Consider the following 20016-nt stretch of genomic DNA (forward strand, 5'->3'; position numbering starts at 1 on the left):
GTCAGCCCTTCAGTCCGGTCAGCGCGATGCCCTCGACGAAGTACTTCTGCGCGAAGGCGAACAGCAGCACGATCGGCAGCAGCACGACGGCGGCCGCGGCCATCAGGTAACCCCACTGTGCCGTGTAGGTGCCCTGGAACGAGGCCAGGCCCATCGCGAGCGTGTACTTGTCGGAGTCGTTGAGGTAGATCAGGGGTCCGAGGTAGTCGTTCCAGACGCCGAGGAAGGTGAACACGCCGACCACGGCCAGCGCCGGTTTCGACAGCGGCAGGATGATCCGCCAGTAGACCTGGAACGGTGACGCGCCGTCGATGTAGGCCGACTCGTCCAGCTCGTACGGGATCGACAGGAAGAACTGGCGAAGCAGGAAGATGTTGAACACGGCCGTCCCGAAGAACGACGGCAGTACCAGCGGCACGTAGGTGTTCACCATCCCGACCTTCTGCCAGAACAGGAAGGTCGGGATCAGCGTCACGGCGTACGGGAGCATCACGCCGGACATCAGCAGGCCGAAGACCAGGTTCTTGTGCTTCCAGCGCAGCCGGGCGAACGAGAACGCGGCCAGCGAGCAGGACAGCAGCGTCCCGATCAGGACCCCGGCCTCGATGATCAGCGTGTTCAGGAAGTAGCGGGCGAACGGCACCTGGGTGAGCGCGCCGGTGAAGTTGTCCCAGGCGAACGGTTTCGGGATCCACTGCGGCGGCGAGACGAAGATCTGGCCGCTGTTCATCAGCGCGCTGCGGACCAGCCAGATCAGCGGCAGCAGGGTCGGGATCGCGCCGGCCACCAGCAGCGCGTAGACGAGGATCTTCTTGCCGAGCCCTCGCGGTGCGAGCGGCCGGCGCGCAGCCGGTACGTCGGTCGCGACGGCGGGTTTGTCCAGCACTGCGGTCATCGGGTGCTCCCCGCCTCGTAGTAGACCCATCGGCTGGAGTTGCGGAACAGCACGACGGTGACGGCCATGATCACCAGGAACAGGATCCAGGCCAGCGCGCTGGCGTAGCCCATCTCGTTGTTGGTGAACGCGGTCCGGTACAGGTAGTAGATGTAGAACAGCGTCGAGTCGTTGGGGCCGCCTTCGGTCATCACGGCGGCCTGCACGAAGACCTGCAGTGCGCCGATCACGCCGGTGACGAGGCTGTAGAAGATCGTCGGCGTCATCATCGGCAGCGTGATGTGGCGGAACTTGCGCCAGGTCCCGCCGCCGTCGACGGAGATCGCCTCGTACAGCTGGCGCGGCACGCCCTGCAGTCCCGCCAGGAAGATGACAGCGACGTTGCCGAACCCCCAGACCGACATCAGGACCAGCGACGGGATCGCCGTACTCTCGTCGAAGATCCACTGCGAGCGCGGCAGCCCGGCCTTCTCGGTCACCGTGTTGAGCAGTCCGAAGTCCGGGTTGAACAACCAGATCCACAGCATCGAGTTGGCCACGATCGGAACGATCGCGGGCAGGTAGTAGATCACCCGGAACACGGCCTGGCCGCGGACCGGCTGGTTCAGCAGCAGCGCGACGGCGAAGGCGACGATCAGCAGCAGCGGTACGGCGCCGAGCGTGTAGTACAGCGTCGCCCACAGCGACTTGTAGAAGCTGTCGTCGGCGGTGAACATCCTCTTGTAGTTGGCCAGTCCGACGAAGCTCGGCTTTCCGCCGATCGTCCAGTCGGTCAGGCTGATCACCAGCGACGCGATCATCGGTGCCAGCGTGAACGCGACGAAGCCGATGATCGCGGGCAGGGCCAGCAGCACACCCCAGCGGCCTTCCGTCGTCAAAGGGCTTGGCTGCTTCAGACGGCCTGCCACGTCACAGCTCCTGGGTGGGCCACTTGCCCTGCAGCAGCGGCTGCATCTTCGGTTTCAGCGCCTTCACGATGTCGATCGGCGCGCCCTTGTTCAGGCTGACCTGTTCGATTGCCGGGTCGAACACCTGGTGGATGCGCTCGGAGTTCTTCATCTGCTGGCCCCAGTCGGTGACGCCGTGCTCGAGCGTCGTCTCGACCACGGCGGTCTGGAAGTTGGCCGGGTACTTGTCCTTGAGCACCCATTTGTCGATCTCGGCCTGGTCGGTGTAGTACTTCTTCTGCAGCGGCGCCCACAGGCCGTCCTTGAACAGGTCGACGTGCGCGGGATCGTTGTAGTAGAGGTACAGCTCGATCGCTTCCTCCGGCTGCTTGGTCTTCGCGAAGATCGCGCCGGCCGCGCCGCCGGTCATGGTGAGCGACTCCTGGAACTTGGGCAGCACGCCCACGCCGAACGGCACCTTGCCCTCCATCAGGTCGAGCATCTGCCAGTTGCCGTCGATCAGCATGCCGATGCGCTTGGTCTGCAGCTGGACCGAACTGGTCGGGGCGTTCTTCCCGAGCTGGGCCGGGGTCGGAGCGACCCGGTGGACGTAGATCAGGTCCTGGATCTTCTGCAGCACGTCGACGGCCGCCGCGGAGTCGAGCGCGAACTTCGTGCCGTCGGCGTTCACGACGTCGGCGCCGTTGGACCGCAGCAGGCTGTACAGCCCGCCGCCGCCGAACGGGGCGATGGTGCCGAACTGCTTCACCTTGCCACTGTCGAACCCGTCCTCGGACGGGTGCTTGCCGTTCTGGTCGACGGTCAGCTTGTCGGCGGCCTGGACGAAGTCGTCCCAGCTCCACGCCGTCTGCGCCGTGAACGGCGCCGGGTCGAGACCGGCCGCCGCGAACGCGTCGGTGTTGTAGTAGAGAATCTGCACGCCCATCGCGAGCTGGTTCGCGGCCAGCTTGTCCTTGCCGTACCAGAAGTAGCTGCTCGGCAGCCGGTCCTTGAGGTCGGGGTACTTGTCCAGGTACGGGAACAGGTTGAGGATCAGGTCCTTCTGGGCCAGGTCGTACATCTGGGACGTGCCGAGGTATCCGAGGTCCGGCGGGGTGTTGGCGGCGACCAGGCTGGAGACCTTGGTCGGGTAGTTCGAGACCGGCACGAACATCGGGTCGATCGTCGCGCCGTCGTGGTCCTTGGCGTACTTCTTCAGCATCTCGTCGATCGCCTTCTTCTCGAAGGCCGATCCCCAGTACATGAAGGTCAGGTCGGACCCGCCGCCGCTGCCGCCGGCCCCGTCGCCGCAGCCGGCCAGCGCGGTGGATCCCAGACCGGCGGCGAGAGCTGCCGCGCCGCCGGTCCTGAAGAGCTGTCTCCTGCTCAGTCGGGTCTGTCCGATCATTGCTGCTCCTCGGGTCGTTTCGGCGAGCGTAGGACCAATAATGTCGACCGTCAACATAAAGATGTCGAGTACAGTGATAAATAGTCAGAACGCCGACACCGCAGGAGAATTCGGGATGACCACGCAGGAGTACCGTTCCGTCCGCCGGCCGCCGGCGTCGCGGATCAGCCGCTCGGGCGAGATCCTCGACCTCGTCCGCCGCGGTCAGGCGACGACGACCGGCCAGCTCGCCGACCAGCTCGGCCTGGCCCGCTCGACGGTCAACGACCGCGTCGAGCTGCTGCTCGCCTCGGAGCTGCTGAGCACGTCGACCGAGCAGGTGACCGGCTCTCGGGGCCGCCCGGCGTCGACTCTCGTCTTCAACCCCCGCGCCGGTACGACGCTGGCCGCGCAGCTCGGCATCTCCGGGATCCGGCTGGCGGTCACCGACCTGGCCGGCGAGATCCTCAGCAGCGAGATGATCGACATCGACCTGGCCGACGGCCCGCGGCACGTCCTGCGGCTGGTGACGGAAGGCTTCGACCAGGCGCTGGTCCGGCTCGGGGAGGATCGCGCGCAGGTGCACGGTATCGGCTTCGGTCTGCCGGCCCGCGTCGAGCTGGCCGGCCATCCGAGCGAGACGCCGTGGTCCGACGAGGTGGTCCGGGCGGTGCTGGCCGAGTGGTTGCCGGTGCCGGTCTTCGTCGACCACGACGTGAACCTGCTGGCCTTCGGGGAGCTGTGTGCTCGCGACGACGCGCCCGAAGTACTGGTCAGTGTGAAGGTCGGCACGGTGATCGGCTGTGGCCTGGTGATCAACGGCCACGTCGTCCAGGGGGAGTCCGGGATGGCCGGCGAGATCGGCCACACGCGCGTCGGCGACTCCGAGGTCCCGTGCAGCTGCGGCAACGTCGGCTGCCTGAACGCCGTCGCGAGCGGTGGCGCGCTGGCGCGTCGCCTGCGGGAGAAGGGGATCGACGCACCGAACGCCCGAGCCGTCGCGGCGCTGGCGAAGGCCGGCGACGTCGACGCCGGGCACGCCGTACGGATGGCCGGCCGCGACATCGGCGAAGTGCTCGCGGGCGTGGTGAACCTGCTGAACCCCGCGGTGATCAGCCTGTGGGGCTACCTGGCCGAGGCCGAGGAGCAGCTGATCGCGGGGATCCGGGAGAGCATCGCGCGGTCGGCGCAGCCCGGTCCGGCCGGCAAGGTCCGGATCGAGCCGGCCGCGATGGGCGGCGACGCGGGCCTGTACGGCGCGGCGATGATGGTCGTCGAGCACGCGCTCCGGCCGGAGGCGGTGGACAGCTACCTGCACGCGAGCCTCGACTGACCTTGCGCTGGGCGGCCTTTCGGCCCGTGATACTTGCGCGGTCAGGAGTTAGGTTAGGCTCCCCATGGTTTGATCGGAACTGTGAGGAGCAGAGGCATGCGGTCTCGGGTTGTGGCGGTTGCGGCGGCGCTGGTGCTGGCGCTGGCGGCGTGCGGCGGTGGGGGCGACGAGGAGAACGCGGCCGCGCCGGCCGGGGACGGGTTCCCGGTGACGATCGACCACCTGTTCGGGTCGACCGAGATCAAGGCGAAGCCGGAGCGGATCGTCGCGATCGGCGGCGGTGACATGGAGAGCGCGATCGCGATCGGCGCCGTACCGGTCGCCGGCGCGGACTGGTTCGGGTTCACCGAGACGCGGAGTTGGGTGAATGACGCGCTGGGCGACCGGCCGGCGCCGAAGCTGGTGGCGTCGTTCGAGCCGAAGTTCGAGGAGATCGCCGCGCTGAAGCCGGACCTGATCCTCTACGTGAACTCGATCAACGACAAGTTGCAGTACGAGACTTTCAGCGGGATCGCGCCGACGATCGCGGCGCCGGCCGGGACCAAGAACGTGTACGGCGTGCCGTGGCAGCAGCAGGTCGAGCTGATCGCCAAGGCGACCGGCCGGACGGCGGACGGCGCGAAGGTGATCGCCGACACCGAAGGGCTGGTGGCCGAGACCGCGAAGGCCAACCCGGGCTGGGCCGGCAAGACGATCAGCGCCGGGGTGTTCAGCGCCGACGAGTTCTCGGCCTGGCTCCCTTCGGACCCGCGGATGCGGCTGCTCACGTCGCTCGGGTTCAAGACCAATCCGCAGATCGATGCCCTCGACAACGGTGACTTCTACGTGAAGATCTCCCAGGAACAGCTGGAGAAGCTGAACGCCGACGTGATCTTCCTGGCTGCCGCGGACCAGGACGGCAAGGTCGACCCGAAGGTCACCAGCAACCCGGTCTACAACAACCTGGCGACGGTGAAGGCCGGGCACGCGGCCTACTTCGGCGGCGCTCCGGTGATCAACTCGAACTCCGACAGCGGGCAGTTCTCCAGCGCGTTCTCGATCGGCGGGCCGCTCGGCATCAAGTACATCACCGGCAAGATCGCACCCGTGCTGAACAAGGCCCTGCCGGCGAGCTAGCGGCGGGGTTTGCCGCGCCGGGGAGCCGGTGCCTTCTTCGCGGTCGCGGCTCGTCGTGCCTTTTTGGCGGCGGCCTTCTGAGCGGCGTTCTTCTTCTCCACGCGCTCAGGTGTGCGGGTGCTGTTGACCGTCCGGCCGCGGACGATGCCGATGAACTGTTCCATCAGGTCGCTCGGCTCACCCTCGGGCCAGGTCAGGACGACGCTCGACTCGGGCGCGTCGACGTACGGCCGGTAGGTGAGGTCCTTGCGGTGGTGCAGTCGCGCCAGCGACTGCGGGACGACGAGCAGACCGACGCCCGCGGCGACCAGTTCGATCGCCTCGGCGGTGGTCGTGGGCACGATCGTTGCCGCCTCACCCGGTCGGTCGGTCCAGGTCAGCGTGTCGTCCTGGGGGTAGAGGATGAACTCGTCGGCCAGGTCGGCCGCGGTGATCTGCTCGGCCGCGGTGACCAGGTGGTCCTTCGGGACGACGACGACGGTGGTCTCGGTGTAGAGCGGGATCGCGCTCAGCCCGGTCCGGTCGATCGGCAGCCGGACCAGCCCGGCGTCCGCACCACCCGTCCGTACGACGTCCGCCGCCTCCGCCGCCGTGACCGTGACCAGGGCCAACGTGACGCGGGGAAGGCGTTCCTTCCAGATCCGGACCCACTTGGCCGGCGTGACGCCGGGGACGTAGGCGAGCCGGAACGAAGCAGGGGTGTCGGGGTCGGTCACCGGGTCAGGCTATCCGCCGGTGGTCGGGGAGCCGGTCAACCCTCGATACCCTGGCGGTATGACGTCGCAGAAATCCCCACAAACGATGAAGCCCGCGACTGCGGCGAAGAAGCTCGGTGTGCTGCTCGACCTGACCCCCGCCGAGTTCCAGGACGGCGTGATCTCGCGCGACCAGCTCAACGCCCTGCAGGCCGACCCGCCCGAGTGGCTGCGCGAACTTCGCCGTACCGGCCCGCACCCGCGGCCGGTGGTCGCGGCCAAGCTCGGCGTGTCCATCTCCGGCCTGGCCCGCGCCGGCGTGATGGACCCGCTGACCACGGACGAGATCGAGGCCCTGAAGGACGAGTTCCCGGAGTGGCTGCGCCGCGAGCGCAACACCCACGCCGAGGTCCAGCGCGAGGCGGCCGAGCTGAAGGCCGAGAAGGCTCAGCGGTCCCAGGCCTGATTCAGCGTCTGAGCGGGCGGGCCTTCGGTGAAGGCCCGCCCGCTCGCTGCGTCAGTGCTGCGGGCGGTACTTGACCGTGCGGCCGTTCAGCGGCTGGAGTGCGCGGCTGTCGCCGTCGGGGAAGCGGCTCTGGAAGTGGTTCAGCGAGACCGGGAGGATCTCGCGGTGGTGAGCGAGGACGAACCACGAGACCGGCTCGGAGTACGGCGCGGTGGTCAGCGAACCGTCGTACCGGTACGTCGACAGGTCGTGCGGCAGCGCCGTGGCGAGGTTCACGCGGCCGAGGTCGACGTCCTCGTCGCACTCCTCCGGGACGGTCGCGAGCACCTTGTCCTGCAGGGTGCCGCCATGGCCGCCGGGAGTGATGAACAGGGCGACGACCAGCTTCTCGCCGTTCGGGCCGCTGTGCACGAAGTGCTGCTCGAGCGCGTACTGGTGGCCGTTGAGCCGGTGCTCGGAGCGGGTGTGGAAGTGGAAGTTGACCAGGTCGTAGCGCACACCGCCGACCGTCACCCAGGCCGCGCCGGCCGGGATCTCGGCGAGGATCGTCTCCTCCGCGGTGCGGTGCTCGCAGCCACCGGGCTGACCGGCGTCACGGCTCTCGTACCGGATCTTGAGCGCGAGCGAGGTCGGGTAGTGGACGTGCAGCGCCGGCAGTCCAGGCCTGGTCACGGCGTGACCGGTCCGGATGTCGATCGGGCTCTGGTGCGGACTCTGCGCGGAGGCGCTGGTGAGCAGAGAGGGCGACGCCAGCACGGCGGCAGTCGCGGGAACGCCGAGCAGAAGGGCGCGACGAGACACAGGCAGGGACACGAGAACTCCGTCTTCGGGCGGGAACAGGAAACGGCCCGGTCCTCAACCGGGCCATCTCGCAGTATGCGCTCGGTGTAGGCCGGCCGGCACGGAGGGTGGGGAGTCTCCGCCTCTACGGGCAGCGGTGGGGGCACCGCGCAGACGGCGACCACCTGACTGGCTGCGCCTGGGGTGAGAGAGGATGGGGGCATGACTTCTCCGACGACCCCCGAGAGCCCGTCGTACCGGCCTGAGGCCGAGGTGGTGGATCTGTGCAGCGAGTTGATCCGGTTCGACACCACGAACTACGGGAACGGGAAGAGCAACGGGGAGCGGGGGGCGGCGGAGTACGTCGCGGCGAAGCTCGACGAGGTGGGGATCGAGTCGACGATCTACGAGTCGGAGCCGGGGCGGGCGACGCTGGTGGCGCACTGGGAAGGGGAGGACCAGTCGGCGGACCCGTTGCTCGTGCACGGGCACCTGGACGTCGTACCGGCTGATCCGAAGGACTGGAAGGTCGACCCGTTCGCGGGAGAGATCTTCGACGGGTGCGTGTGGGGGCGCGGCGCGGTCGACATGAAGGACTTCGACGCGATGGTGCTGTCGGTCGTGCGCGCACGGCAGCGCGCGGGGGTGAAGCCGCGGCGGCCGGTGCGGCTGGTGTTCACGGCGGACGAGGAGGCCGGCGGTCTGTACGGCGCGCAGTGGCTGATCAACAACCACCCGGAGACCGTCGCGGACTGCACCGAAGGGATCGGTGAGGTCGGCGGGTTCTCGATCACCGTCCAGGACGACCTGCGGCTGTACCTGATCGAGACAGCCGAGAAGGGCATGAACTGGATGCGGCTCAAGGCGCGCGGGACCGCGGGCCACGGATCGATGATCAACGACGACAACGCGGTCACCGAACTGGCCCGCGCGGTGACCCGGATCGGCGACCACGAGTGGCCGCTGCGGCTGACGCCGACGGTGCGGGAGTTCCTGAAGACGCTGGAGGACCTGCTCGGCACCGAACTGGACCCGGAGGACCGGTCGGGGGTGCTGTCGAAGCTCGGGACGTTCAGCCGGATGTTCGGCGCGACGATCCGCAACACGGCCAACCCGACGATGCTGAACGCCGGCTACAAGGTGAACGTGATCCCCGGCGACGCCGAGGCGCACATCGACGGGCGGTTCCTGCCCGGGTACGAGGACGAGTTCTTCGCCACCATCGACGAGCTGCTCGGCGACAAGGTCCAGCGCGAGACGGTGATCGAGGACATCGCGCTGGAGACGGAGTTCAGTGGTGGGCTGGTGGAGGCTATGAAGTCTTGCCTGGCCGCGGAGGATCCGCAGTCGCGGACTGCGCCGTTGCTGATGTCGGGCGGGACGGACGCGAAGTCGTGGTCGCGGCTGGGGATCCGGTGCTTCGGGTTCGTGCCGCTGCAGCTGCCGCCGGATCTGGATTTCATGGGGATGTTCCACGGGATCGACGAGCGGGTGCCGACTGCGTCGCTGGAGTTTGGTTCGCGGGTGCTGGATCGGTTTTTGACGGAGGCCTGAGTACGGCGTACGTCGTGAGGCATGGCGACGGATAGGTCGGGCCGTCCACCGGCGACGAGACGATCGCTGTCTGCCGAGGAGTTGCTTGCGACGAAAGGCATGCGAGCGATCGGCTCGGTCGACGACCTGGCGGCGGAGACCTTCGAGTCGGGCGACGAGCTCGACGGGCTCTTGGCGTTCACCTACGCGGAACGGCTTCGCGAGATCGGCTGAGCCGACGGGGCTCTGTGGTGCAGCCGCAGCTGGTCGGCGGCGCGGCCGGTCGTCCGCCTGCTCGCGAACCGGCCGGGGTGACTCAGGCTCGGGGGTCCGAACAACGGCGATGCGTCCGAACAACGGCGATGCGTCCGAAGGATGGTGGCCTATAGCCTCGCCTTCGTCGGACGCAGGCGGATTGTTCGGACGCTGCGCTCCTGCCGGATCCGGCGAGGGCTCTACGCCGAAGGCAGCCGACCGGACCACGCACCCGGTTGACAAGCAGGCCAAGGCCAGGGAGACCGCCCCGGCCGGCAAGCGTGTGCGGCCGCGTGCGGACCACGTCTTCGGTCAGATCCAGGCCCGCGTCCTGATGAAAGGGCCAGGCTGGGCACCGGTCGCCGTCGCGTGGTGAGACGACGGCATCTACCAAAGCGTCGCCCGGCGAACGTTCGACTCGGCCGGGATCCGCGCGGCTGAGGCGGCACGACCTTGTGCACCGGTCAAGGGCTCATGGCCGCTGCGGTGGCTCGTCGGGGTGCGGAGCGCGGACGTGCTCGGCAGACGGTTGCGCCGGTGCGCGAGCCGGGCGGGTTCGTGGGCGGGTGGTCGGTGAGGCCTGCCCACTGGCGTCAGCGGGTGAGGTTGAGGGCTGATCTCAGGGTGGGGAGGAGCTGGGTGAGCGCGGCCGGTGGGGTGGTGCGGGTGACCATCGAGAGGGTCAGGCGGTAGCGAAACGGGGCGGGGAGCAGGCGTTCGCCGGGGTGGAGTTCGCCGGCGAGGGCGCTGCGGGGGATCAGGGCCAGGTGGGTTCGGCGGCGGGACATGGCGATGGTGGTGGCCAGGGTGACGCCGCGTCGTGGGGCGGCGCCGAGGGCGATCAGCCGGGTGCGGAGATGGTCGGCGCCGCGGTCGTAGGTGGAGAACGGGATCGGGCGGTTCTTGAGGGGCTGCTTGCCGCGGGTGGGCGGCGCCGCGCCGACCGGAGCGAAGAGGACGAGCTCGTCGCGGCCGACGGTCCGGGCGACGGCGCCGCGGGGGAGGACCATCTGGTCGGCGATCGCGATCAGGGCGGTGTCCATGATGCCTTCGGCAACCTTTTCGACGAGGTAGTGGCCGTGGTCGACGTGTTGCTCGAGGTCGATGTCGGGTAGTTCGGCGTCGAGGACCGGGAAGAGGATCGGCGCGAGGCTGGCGAACGTACCGACGACGAGCCGGGTGCCGGTCGCGGCGGCGCGGGTCGCGTCGTACACCTCGTCGAGATGGCCGAGGATGTGCTCGGCACGGCGGGCGAGTTCGAGGCCGGCGGTGGTCGGGCGGGCGCCGCGGGTGTCGCGGTCGAAGAGCTGGACGGCGCAGGCGCGTTCGAGGCGCGCGAGGCGTTGCGAGGCTGACGGTTGAGAGATCCGCAGCTCACGGGCAGCCGATCCGACCGAGCCGGTGCGATGGATGGTGAGCACCAGGCGGAGGTCGTCGACCGACGGACCGGGTGATGAGGCCATAGGTCCAGGCTATGGTCGGTGATCAACTCATGCCGGCTACCTGCGGCCTGCTGTCGCGGTGAGGATCGACGGTATGAGTGCTCGCCGGGACGCCGTCGTACTGCTGGCCGGAGGTGCGGCCGCGGACTTTGCGTTCCGGGTCGCGCAGATCGCGCTGCCGCTCGTCGTACTGCAGTCGACGGGGTCGATCGCTGCCACTGGGCTGGCAGGCGGTGCGGCGGGGATTCCGGTGATCTTGTCGCCGTGGTGGGCTCGGCGTGCGCGGCAGTGGGTTGACTCGGGGCCTCGGCTTGCGCTGGTTGCTTTGGTGTCCGCGGGCGCTCTCGCGATCGTCCCCGCCGCGGTCGCGCTCGGCGTACTGCACCCCGGACTCCTCATCCTGAGCGGCCTGATCCTCGGCTGCGGCGACGCGCTGTCCACCCCGGGCCGATCGGCGCTCCTCGCGGACACCGGCGACCGGTGGGGCGAGGACCGCGCTGTGCTCCTCCTCACCTGGCAGGACGGGCTCCGGCGCATCGGCATGCTCGTCGGCCCACCGGTTGGAGCGCTCGCGGTGGCCACCGGGCTGACCAACACGCTGCTGTGGATCGAGGCTGCGGCGGTGCTCATGTCCGGGCTGCTGGCAGCGACGGTGCGGAGCGAGCGCTCACGGGTGGCCGTGGATGGTCCCGCTGCCGGCGGACGGTCGCGGGGTGTCGGCGGACGATCGCGGGGCATCGGCCGCCGGTTGCGAGGCGCCGGCGGCCGAGAGACCGCTCCGACCATCCGAGCGAGCCTTCGCGGACGGGAGGACGTGCTGTACGGGTGGATCGCCCGGGGGACCGGGTGCTTGGCCTGGTTCGCGTTCACGCTCGGGCTGTCGGTGATCGGCGCGGAGCGCGGGCGGCCGGGGGTGTACCTCGCGGCAGGGATGAGTGGGTACGGCGCGGGCGCGCTGCTGGGGACGGTGGTGTCGCTGGCCGTCGTACGGCGGGTCGCGCCGATTCCTCTCGCCTCGGCTGCCTGGACGGTGATGGGGTTGTGCTGGACCGGCATGGGGGTGTGGACGACGCCTCTCGCGGTCGGTCTGCTCGGAGGATTGTCGGGGGCGACCGTCGTGCTGGGGATCGCGGCGATCTCGATCTTGATCACGCGGTCGTCGTACGGCGCTGAACGGCGAACGCTGTTGTCCGGGCAGAGCGTGGTGGTGAGTGCGAGCAGTTCGGCGGGGTTGTTCGTGGGCGGGCCGATCATCGCGGCGGCCGGCGCGGAGAGCACGTTGATCGGTGCCGGGCTGGTAACGAGCGTCGTCGCGCTTGGGGTGCTGGTGGTCCGCCGGGTGCCTCGAGATCCGGCCGTGCGTGAGGTAGCTGGAAATGCGGTGCTCGGTGAGGTGGTCGAGTGCCACACTGCGAGACATGGCGGAGATCGTGATCACCACAATGGCGGAGCGCCCTGAGGTCACGCCGTACCTGGGCGACTTCTGGAACGTCTGGCCCCGCTTCATGCTGAACGACCTGATCGCGGACGCGCTCCTGTGGCGCGCGACCGCGGACTTCGCCGACCAGTGCCTGATCGCGACCGAAAACGACGAGCTGGTCGCGCACGCGCGGAGCATCGCCTTCGCTTTCGGGGACGACGATCGGACCGAACTGCCGGCGGGTGGGTGGGATCAGGTGCTGCAGTGAGGGCGCGAGGACCTGATCGCGGGCGGACGGCGAACATGTCGAGTGCGCTGGAAATCATGATCCGGCTTAGCCACCTGGGGCGGCGGTGTCGTACGAGATGCTCGCGGCGATGAAGATGGAGGTGGTGGAAGGACGCCAGCCAGGGTACTGGATTGGAAGGACAGCAAAGCGCGGGCCAGTGCGGTGCTGTCGGGCTGTACGTCACTCTCGGCTATGGACGGAGTACAGTGTCGTCATTGCTTCGAAAAGGGTCTCAGCTTAGGGGCTCAGGGACGATTTGTTTCGAGTTCGTCGGCAATAGCAACTAGCTCGGCCCCCATCGCCCGCAGTCCTAGGGCAAGGACACTAGTATCGATTCCCGCCTCCTTGTCGGCATCCGCCCCAGACAGTTGCTCAGCGTCGATGAACTCGCGGAGTCGCCGATGAACCCGTCGAGTGGTTGACGTCAACTCGTCCTCCAGGGGGGCGACGGCGGCCGTGACTGTCACCAACCAGTCCTCGTTGTGTGAGGCAGCCTCCTGACAAGCGAGCCAGAACAGCGCAAGAACGGCCTGCCGCGTCAGGCGCTCGAGGGAGGCGGCCTTAACAACCAGCGGGACGCCGGCCGCTTCGGCCGTATCTAGCCCATCTGCGTATTTCTGGAGCCGCGAGAATTTCCACGGTCGGTCATCACCCAGCACGTCCAATGCGGACAACACCATGTCAAGCTCATGCGCGGGTGGATCCCCAGGCAACCTACGCCGAGCACCCCAGACCATCAAGATCGTCTTGACGATCTCGACCCGCTGCTCCACTGCGATCTCATCGGCACCATCCGCGGCGGTGACCAGAGCAGCGAGATGGTGCGCCATCCACTGACCGGTTACGTCGTGGTCCTCACACGCTTCGGCGAGTTTCCGACCAAGCTCCAGCGCGGCCTCAGTACTCGGTCCACCGTCCGTCCGGACCGATGAGATAGATCTTGGTCGACCGCTCGACACTGTCGAATTCATCCGATTCCTCCCGATGATAGGACGATCTGTGTATATCTCGTCTGAGGCCGACCTCAACCACCAGGGTCATATCGAGCTCGGCCAAGACTTCTATCAGAAACTGTGAGCTAACCGTCAGTCTCTGGCCACTCGTCCCGCTGCGGTACTCCCGACTCGTCTGCTCAGTGTCATCCCAAACGTGGCTGCGGAACACCTCTCTCGTCCCGTTTGACCACAGTCGTAGATCTTCGTCTGGTACGAGGCCGAATCGGTCGACGACCGCGGCCCCAGGGCGCGACGGCGGGAACACGACGTTCCTACCGTACTCGTCGTCTCGGTCGATCGATTCATAGTAGTGCGACGCGTCTATCCATGGAAAAAGTTGAAACAATGACCCACCCGTAGGCATGCGCGAGGATCTACTATTGTGATCAGTAGTCGGGAGCCCCCCAGAACTTCCTAAAATGTTCGTCTGAAGCGCAATTAGATACGCGCGAGCCGTCGCATTAGGAATTAAAGCACTCGAAATACTGACGTCTTCAGACATTTCTTTGAATACAACGTCGTAGGTCGCATCCACCACAATCCAGTCCGTGTCGTGCCCGACAACGCTCTCGAATGCTGCTGGTGTCAATGACCATCGCCACGCGTCAATCGAGCTGCCGACGATCCGCAACTCGGGGGCAGGTGCAGGAGGTGCGTCTCTACGGTCGGACAACCAGCGGCCATCACGTCGTTTCGGCATGAAATCGTTCAGCCACGAGGAGTACTCGTCAAGCTGAGATTCAGGTTCCTTGAGTACTTTCAGCCGCTGAGCGAAGTCCGCCCCCAGTGTCAGGAGCGAGTGAACCGCGGAGTAGAACGTGAAGTCGTCCTCCTGTGGCCAGCTGCGATGATCGAAATACGACCCGCTCTGTCTGAAGATTCCTGCATCGCGGCGCGGATCGTCAGCGTCATCGACATATCCGGTGAGGTCTCTGGCGATCGCAACTGTCTTCGCGGCCACGGACTGCTCGTTCGTGCCGAACGCTCGCCCAAGGCTCTGGGCCCAGTGGGACTGGAAGTCGAAGAAAAATGGGTAGCCACCGTTGTCCGGGTCTGCGCTCACCTCGCCCTTGAATGGGTCCTTTCGGGTGCGACGCGCCTCCCAGTCCAACTCCTCCCACTCAGCAATAAGGCGGCGGGAAAGCTTTTCAGCATACTCCGGGGTTCGTTCAGTCGCGCCGCTGTCAGCCAGTATCTGGAGTGTCTTCTGGGCAAGAATTTGATTGGCAGCGTGAGGAGGGCCGTCGACGACTTCGAAAAGCCACGGAACAGTCGCATTTAGGAGTTCTGCGTTCGGCTCGGACGCCGCCCTCTCTAGTGCGAATAGAAACCACATCCGCGAATGGAGCTCGTAACTGGAGAACCGGGCGTCATGAAATGGTGCAACATCGTTTGTGCCGTCGGCGAACCCAGCCAATTGAGTGAGCGTTCCTTGGTCCCCGATCTGCACCAAGAGTAGTACCGCGTGAGCAGCCTGCCACCGGCGAGCAACTGCCATATCGCCGAGCGCCGCCCAGACCAGGCCTGCAAGGCACGTGGCCGGGTCCGTCGGAGCAGTTGGGACGTTGGCGTACGGCCCGTCTGAAGCTGTGGCCGGTGGTGCCAAGTCATCGAAAAGCGCAGCGAGCGCGTCGAACACGAGCTCAGCCTCATGAACTTCAAGTGTGCGAGCGATATGGGACGCCAAGCCGAAGTATTCTTCATGATTTAGGGTGTGTGCTCGCTCTCCGAGCTTAAGGAAACCCGCCTCGAGTAGCGTGTTCTTAGACACCCCGGTGGCCTCGGCGAAGGTCGTTAGCTCCTCCCGGTCGTACCCGCGTGTTGCCGTGTTCGGCGCGAACCGGTCAGCGAACACGTCTGCCAGGTAGCTGATCGACTCGTTTAACCCGGCGTTCGAAGGCCGCCTTGATGCGTATGTGGCCGCGACGACAAAATCCTGCTCCCGAGCCCCAGTTGAATCAGCCAGTGCACGAACGGACTCAGCCACCTTTGCAGGGACCTTGTGCAGGCCGCCGCGGACTATCTCGGCCCGTGCATCGGAATACCAATCGACCTCCTCGAATGCGCCGTTCCAACCTTCCGCGGTGGTGAAATCGAAACGCGTTGCTACCTGCGCCGGATGCGGCGCCTCGGTATCCAGCCGACTGCGAGAGACGTCGGCGCTGTGGTGCTCCCGCGGGACGTCGCTTTCGGACCGCAGGTAGCTCGTGAAGCCAGAATAGATCTCGTTCAGTCTCGCCATTTCCTGCAGAGATAGGCGTTCGGTCACGGATTCCCACGGGATAGGTGCTCCCAATGCGGAGACAGCGAGCGTACCGACTGCCCCATCCGGGCTCGATGCACTTCTCATGATCGGTCCGAGCAGTCGTTCGAATGACAATGCACGCCGGTCTCGTTGTCTCGACGCGGCCGCGTAGTAACTCGAAGGGTGCATCGGAAAGAGGACACTGGCGAGTTGGGAAACGTCCGAACGCTCCGATGTGTCGAGGGCCTCGCCGACCTGGAGGAGCCGGTATGCACGCTCCGGCTGCGCGCCTGTTCCGAGTCGATGGGCGGTGTTCGTCAACGCGTACCAGCGCACATGCACGTCATCGCCGACGAGCTTCGCCTCGCCGTCGGCGACGTTGAAGATGGCTCGAGCCTCGGTTTCACTCGTTGCCAAGATTGCGCGTGCCAATTCGACGAGTTCGTCTACGCGGACGTCGGCGTTGGTACGGTCCTTCTGGCTCGCGGTCAGGGCCCTGTTGACTGCCGCGATCGCGAACTCAGCCAGAGCCGGACTGCGCGCGGAGCACCTGATCGCAGTCAGTTGGGACCATGTAAGTGATTCTCCTGAGGCTTGGTGCCATGCCGCAAACTGAGCGACAACAGTGGGATCGGGGAGCTGACCCAGGATCCGAATTGCGAAGTCAGCGATTCCGTTGACGCGAACGAACGGCGTCTCGTAGTGGTGGGTTGCGATGAAGTCCACAGAAGCGAGCGCACTGAGCGTCTGACTCACAGGTTCGACAGGTCCGTCTATCACTGAGTCGACCAGACACGCAGCCCAAGGCAAGAGTCGTGGAATGTTTTCCTTGAACGATCGGGTGTTGCGGTCATCGGTTGTTCGGTCCCCTGAGAGGCGCTTGAAGAGCGCCGGGGTAACGACATCTTTGAGTTCGAGAGACTGGCCCGAGAGTCGAGCACTTAGTGCATGGCCGAGAAGGCAACTCGTGGACGGCAATCCAGACCAGTGCTCGCCGGCGCGATTCCCGAGTGGCTCAAGGTGAATGTCGAGAATCCGGAGCGCTTCGGCGTCGGTGACTGCACCGATGCGGACGGCGTGCAGCAGCGCCCAGGTCACGCCTCGGAGGTCCCTATCGTAGGCGTAGGGTGCCCGCTGTCTTCTGAACGGAACTTGTCGGTCGCGCAGCATATCAATGAGCGCGGCTGTTGCCTCGTTCGACGGAGTGATTCCGTAGTCGAACATTGCTTCGATGACGCCGATTTGCATATGCTTGTGGAAGCCGGCCAGAACCACTAGCTCGGAGAGTTCCTCGATCCGACCGGCGTCGGCGAGCCGTGAAGCGAGTTTCGCGCTAACCTCGTGTACGAAGCCGTGGGGTCGCCACCTTGCCAGAAAACGAACACCGGCACCGGGACCTTCTAGATTAGTGATCGTCAGCGCGAGGTCGGCAATCTCTTCGTGCGTGATCACCACGCCGAGTTCGCGCCGTGCGCTTTTCTCCAGTCGCAAGACGGCGTGAATTGTGTCGCGTGAGGCGGTATAGCGAGCGCGGCCCAGATCGCGTCGGTCTACTAAGCTCGATAGCATCAAAGCTTCTACGTGAAGATTTGAGCCTGGCCAGTTGGCAGTGAGTTCGCGTCCCGAGCACAGCCCATCGACAGTATCCCGGTCGAGGAACCTGGCTGCGATGTCGGGATTCGAGCGGAACATCTTCATCCGACGTGAGTGTCCCGACGAGAGGGTTCCTGCTCTAACTGCCAAGAGTGCGGCGTCACTGTTTCGCTTTGCGCGGAGCGCCGCTCCCAGTGCGAACCGAGCGCGGGCTCGCGCAATCTCCTGTGCCTGGAGATCACCGATTTCCACCGGTAGACCATCGTCGGAGAGCGCTAGGTCGACCAACTCGCCGATCATACCGGCTTCAAACAGCAACTGAGGCAATACGGTGGCGACGTAGGCTGACTCCGTGGCATGCGGAATAACGCGGGCTGCGAAGTCGCGCCTCTGAGCCGAGGTGAGGCTGTAGTTGTTCGTGAACCATGTCTCTGTCGGTTCGTCGCGGAACTGGAGTGAGTTGTTGTTGAAATGAAGCCCGCGGCCTAGCGCAACTGCGAAGCTGCGAATTGCGTCTTCGCTGACGTCAGTTATTTTGGCGAGATCGGAGAGCGGAATGGTCGGATGCATCGTGGCGAGTGCTTGACACAGACGCTCCAGTTCGTCCGGGAGCATGTGTCCTTGCGCGGCGACCTTACTGACCTGTTTGGCCAGCAAGTTGTCGAGCTCTTGCCCTGGTCGGTTGGTTGCGATTTGAAGTGCCGAGATGGCATCAGCTGCTGTCTGAGCGCCTTCCATCGCCATTGCCTGGACTCGCGGGTTGCCGGTACTCAGGACGTGAAATTGGGCCCCGTGGGACTCAGGTGCCATCGGAAATCGAGTGTGGAGATGTGCCAGTGTTTGTCCTTGGTTGAATCCAATTAGTGCGATCTCAGGGACGTCACCCGGCAGTTTCAAAAGCTGCTTTCGCTCAGGTCGACAAAGGGCGACCAGGCGAAAGTTCGTGGGCCACTCGATCTCGAAAAGGTCGGCTACAAACGGCCTTTCATCGAATCTGGCAGCTGCCATCACGGCATTATCGGCGGCGTCAATGATGATGGTGAGAAATTTGTCGGAGTTGACTTCGCTCAGGCGCTCACACGCCGTGCGAATCTTGTTTTCGAAGGCCCGAACGTAATCGCCATGATCCGCGACCTGCGATGGTATCAGTGCGGTGCAGAGCCCCTTGCTTGCGAGCTCGTTTGCAAGCTGGGTCAGCGCAATCTTGTGTTGATGTCGCCGTTGACCGATCTGTCGGTAGTCTCCCGCGGCAAAGCTGTCAAAGATCAGCACCAATGATTCACTGATAAGCTCGTCTTTCAGCATTCCGGTGAAAATGGACTTTCCTACACCTCCGTGTGCGGTCAGAAGAAGTTTGGGTTCGGCGCCAGTGCGAAGGCTGGAAGCAACGCTAGCAACGTCGTCCGTTCGGATAACATGTTCGAGGTCCTCGAGCGCTGGCATCGCGGGGAAGAGTTGATCCTCGGTGGTGCGTAGCGTTAGGAGCAGATCATGGCGCGTAAGGGTGTTCGACTCTGCCTCGTAGGTTGCCATGCGGGAAACTTGGTTCAGGAGGTCGGCGAGCTCGGAACCGGTGCCGCCGCCCGGGATGAAACTCTTCAGTTCATCGGCGAGAATGCGCTCAACATCAACAACGCCGGAAGTTCCGTCTTCGACCGTAAAGTGCTGACAGAACTTTCGTTCTGCGGCCAGGTCCTTTCCGAATCCAAGCGCGCCGCGGAGGTACTGACCTTCCGTTGGGTGTGATAGAGGCTTCCCTTCGGCCAAGTCAACTAAGGATTGTCGAACCTTACAGTTTAGTTGCCTGTTCGTGACGAAACTGAATCGAACTTCATTCTTTCGGCCGCTAGCTATGGATTCTCGATAGATGATAGCAAACTTGTCCAATGTCTTGGATAGTTCGGAACTTGTAATGGGTTCATTAATGCGGACAGAGGAGTGCTTCAGCTGATGGTAATACACGAGACTGGGCGGGGAGTCTGTACTCGCACCGAAGTATTCAGCAACGTCGATGATCTCTTCGCCGGGTACGTTCTCCTCTGGGCTCGGTCCCTCGATGCTGATCGACTGAATGCCAGTGGTCGAGTCGAGAAGCCGCAGTGCGCGCAGCGAGGCCCAGAGGTAGTGAAATCGATCTCCACTACGTGTTGCGCGAACAGTGTCAGCATCAGTCACGGGGCGTCCTAACTCCTAGCGGAGACAAGCTTCCTGATATTAGCGGCCCACTGCGGCTGCAAGAAGCGACGATATCTGGCTCGGCTGGAAGAAGCTGGGCGTTGGGATCTTCAGGGCAGGCCGCAGCTGATGTGACTATCCCGGAGGTCAAGGTTCCGGATGCCAGGAGACCTGCAGCAGTCTGAGACGACGGCATGGGTGCGCCGCTTGGACCTCGTCGGGGCATCCGCCGCCGACTGAGAGCTACCCGACCGGCCGGGCGGCGAGCTCGGGGCACCCAACTGGTCACGTCGTTAGCATCTTGCCTATCCAATCGCCCAGAGGCACGCGACAGACTCGCCGAAGTGAGGACCAGCACAGCTGAGTCAGGGTGCGATGAGGTGCGACCGAGAGCGAGAGATGTATGAATCTGGGCGATAGATCCGCAGGTGGGCGGCGGTACTCGGAACTCGGTACTCGGCAGCGAGAGACGCGCACGCCGGCGGTAGCCGAGCGCCCCGGCGTCAGCCG

At 65.4% G+C, this 20016-nt stretch carries 14 protein-coding genes; 6 read left to right on the forward strand and 8 right to left on the reverse strand.

The features are described 5' to 3' along the window. Position 1: 1 nt before the first annotated feature. From HDA39_RS08225 to HDA39_RS08235, 3 genes are read right to left on the reverse strand one after another with little or no spacing between them, the layout of a single operon-like run. A complete protein-coding gene (locus HDA39_RS08225) occupies positions 2 to 895 on the reverse strand; it encodes a carbohydrate ABC transporter permease (RefSeq protein WP_184794632.1) in 894 nt (297 codons plus the stop codon). Beyond that, positions 892 to 1803 carry a carbohydrate ABC transporter permease gene (locus HDA39_RS08230; protein ID WP_337925674.1) on the reverse strand — a complete coding sequence of 304 codons (912 nt, stop codon included), beginning with the start codon at positions 1801 to 1803 and terminating at the stop codon, positions 892 to 894. Before HDA39_RS08230 ends, HDA39_RS08225 begins: the two co-directional genes overlap by 4 nt. A gap of 1 nt (position 1804) precedes the next feature. Further along, positions 1805 to 3190: an ABC transporter substrate-binding protein gene (locus tag HDA39_RS08235; RefSeq protein WP_184794633.1), complete on the reverse strand. Its 1386-nt coding sequence runs from the start codon at positions 3188 to 3190 to the stop codon at positions 1805 to 1807. Positions 3191 to 3305: 115 nt separating this feature from the next. On the opposite strand from HDA39_RS08235, the gene HDA39_RS08240 reads away from it, so the two are divergent. Continuing rightward, the gene (locus HDA39_RS08240) at positions 3306 to 4502 is read left to right on the forward strand and encodes an ROK family protein (protein WP_184794634.1); all 1197 of its coding nucleotides are present in this window, start codon (positions 3306 to 3308) and stop codon (positions 4500 to 4502) included. A 96-nt stretch (positions 4503 to 4598) separates the two neighbouring features. After that, positions 4599 to 5618 carry an iron-siderophore ABC transporter substrate-binding protein gene (locus HDA39_RS08245; RefSeq protein ID WP_184794635.1) on the forward strand — a complete coding sequence of 340 codons (1020 nt, stop codon included), beginning with the start codon at positions 4599 to 4601 and terminating at the stop codon, positions 5616 to 5618. On the opposite strand, the gene HDA39_RS08250 is transcribed toward HDA39_RS08245, so the two are convergent. Continuing rightward, positions 5615 to 6334 carry a LysR substrate-binding domain-containing protein gene (locus HDA39_RS08250; RefSeq protein ID WP_184794636.1) on the reverse strand — a complete coding sequence of 240 codons (720 nt, stop codon included), beginning with the start codon at positions 6332 to 6334 and terminating at the stop codon, positions 5615 to 5617. The genes HDA39_RS08245 and HDA39_RS08250 overlap by 4 nt on opposite strands. Positions 6335 to 6392: 58 nt before the next feature. On the opposite strand from HDA39_RS08250, the gene HDA39_RS08255 reads away from it, so the two are divergent. Then, entirely contained in the window at positions 6393 to 6779 is a 387-nt protein-coding gene (locus tag HDA39_RS08255; protein ID WP_184794637.1) for a DUF5997 family protein, read from the forward strand. Positions 6780 to 6830: 51 nt separating this feature from the next. On the opposite strand, the gene HDA39_RS08260 is transcribed toward HDA39_RS08255, so the two are convergent. Beyond that, positions 6831 to 7592 carry a carbonic anhydrase family protein gene (locus HDA39_RS08260; protein ID WP_184794638.1) on the reverse strand — a complete coding sequence of 254 codons (762 nt, stop codon included), beginning with the start codon at positions 7590 to 7592 and terminating at the stop codon, positions 6831 to 6833. Positions 7593 to 7781: 189 nt separating this feature from the next. Here HDA39_RS08260 and HDA39_RS08265 point away from each other — a divergent pair, with 189 nt between their 5' ends. Further along, positions 7782 to 9113, forward strand: coding sequence for a M20/M25/M40 family metallo-hydrolase (locus HDA39_RS08265; protein ID WP_184794639.1), 1332 nt, complete (start codon positions 7782 to 7784; stop codon positions 9111 to 9113). 827 nt (positions 9114 to 9940) lie between these two features. On the opposite strand, the gene HDA39_RS08275 is transcribed toward HDA39_RS08265, so the two are convergent. Then, positions 9941 to 10810, reverse strand: a complete 870-nt coding sequence (locus tag HDA39_RS08275; protein ID WP_184794641.1) for a LysR family transcriptional regulator — start codon at positions 10808 to 10810, stop codon at positions 9941 to 9943. A gap of 73 nt (positions 10811 to 10883) precedes the next feature. On the opposite strand from HDA39_RS08275, the gene HDA39_RS08280 reads away from it, so the two are divergent. Then, positions 10884 to 12248 (forward strand): MFS transporter, encoded by a 1365-nt coding sequence (locus HDA39_RS08280; RefSeq protein WP_184794642.1) that lies wholly within the window; start codon positions 10884 to 10886, stop codon positions 12246 to 12248. Continuing rightward, positions 12208 to 12477 carry a hypothetical protein gene (locus HDA39_RS08285; protein WP_184794643.1) on the forward strand — a complete coding sequence of 90 codons (270 nt, stop codon included), beginning with the start codon at positions 12208 to 12210 and terminating at the stop codon, positions 12475 to 12477. The genes HDA39_RS08280 and HDA39_RS08285 overlap by 41 nt, the downstream gene beginning before the upstream one ends. Before the next feature lie 266 nt (positions 12478 to 12743). On the opposite strand, the gene HDA39_RS08290 is transcribed toward HDA39_RS08285, so the two are convergent. Together HDA39_RS08290 and HDA39_RS08295 are read right to left on the reverse strand one after the other, a co-directional pair. Further along, complete coding sequence (locus tag HDA39_RS08290) at positions 12744 to 13469, reverse strand: hypothetical protein (RefSeq protein WP_184794644.1); 726 nt, start codon at positions 13467 to 13469, stop codon at positions 12744 to 12746. Further along, positions 13396 to 19506, reverse strand: a complete 6111-nt coding sequence (locus tag HDA39_RS08295) for a hypothetical protein (protein ID WP_184794645.1) — start codon at positions 19504 to 19506, stop codon at positions 13396 to 13398. The genes HDA39_RS08290 and HDA39_RS08295 overlap by 74 nt, the downstream gene beginning before the upstream one ends. Positions 19507 to 20016 lie beyond the last annotated feature (510 nt).

Origin of the sequence: Kribbella italica (assembly GCF_014205135.1) — a bacterium.
Lineage (GTDB): Bacteria > Actinomycetota > Actinomycetes > Propionibacteriales > Kribbellaceae > Kribbella > Kribbella italica.

What these genes read in the sequence shown, in the direction of transcription:
- HDA39_RS08265 (WP_184794639.1), top strand. Translation starts at nt 7,782, where the DNA reads ATGACTTCTCCGACGACCCCCGAGAGCCCGTCGTACCGGCCTGAGGCC.
- HDA39_RS08240 (WP_184794634.1), top strand. Translation starts at nt 3,306, where the DNA reads ATGACCACGCAGGAGTACCGTTCCGTCCGCCGGCCGCCGGCGTCGCGG.
- HDA39_RS08235 (WP_184794633.1), bottom strand. Translation starts at nt 3,190, where the DNA reads ATGATCGGACAGACCCGACTGAGCAGGAGACAGCTCTTCAGGACCGGC.
- HDA39_RS08280 (WP_184794642.1), top strand. Translation starts at nt 10,884, where the DNA reads ATGAGTGCTCGCCGGGACGCCGTCGTACTGCTGGCCGGAGGTGCGGCC.
- HDA39_RS08290 (WP_184794644.1), bottom strand. Translation starts at nt 13,469, where the DNA reads ATGAATTCGACAGTGTCGAGCGGTCGACCAAGATCTATCTCATCGGTC.
- HDA39_RS08245 (WP_184794635.1), top strand. Translation starts at nt 4,599, where the DNA reads ATGCGGTCTCGGGTTGTGGCGGTTGCGGCGGCGCTGGTGCTGGCGCTG.
- HDA39_RS08255 (WP_184794637.1), top strand. Translation starts at nt 6,393, where the DNA reads ATGACGTCGCAGAAATCCCCACAAACGATGAAGCCCGCGACTGCGGCG.
- HDA39_RS08285 (WP_184794643.1), top strand. Translation starts at nt 12,208, where the DNA reads ATGGCGGAGATCGTGATCACCACAATGGCGGAGCGCCCTGAGGTCACG.
- HDA39_RS08275 (WP_184794641.1), bottom strand. Translation starts at nt 10,810, where the DNA reads ATGGCCTCATCACCCGGTCCGTCGGTCGACGACCTCCGCCTGGTGCTC.
- HDA39_RS08225 (WP_184794632.1), bottom strand. Translation starts at nt 895, where the DNA reads ATGACCGCAGTGCTGGACAAACCCGCCGTCGCGACCGACGTACCGGCT.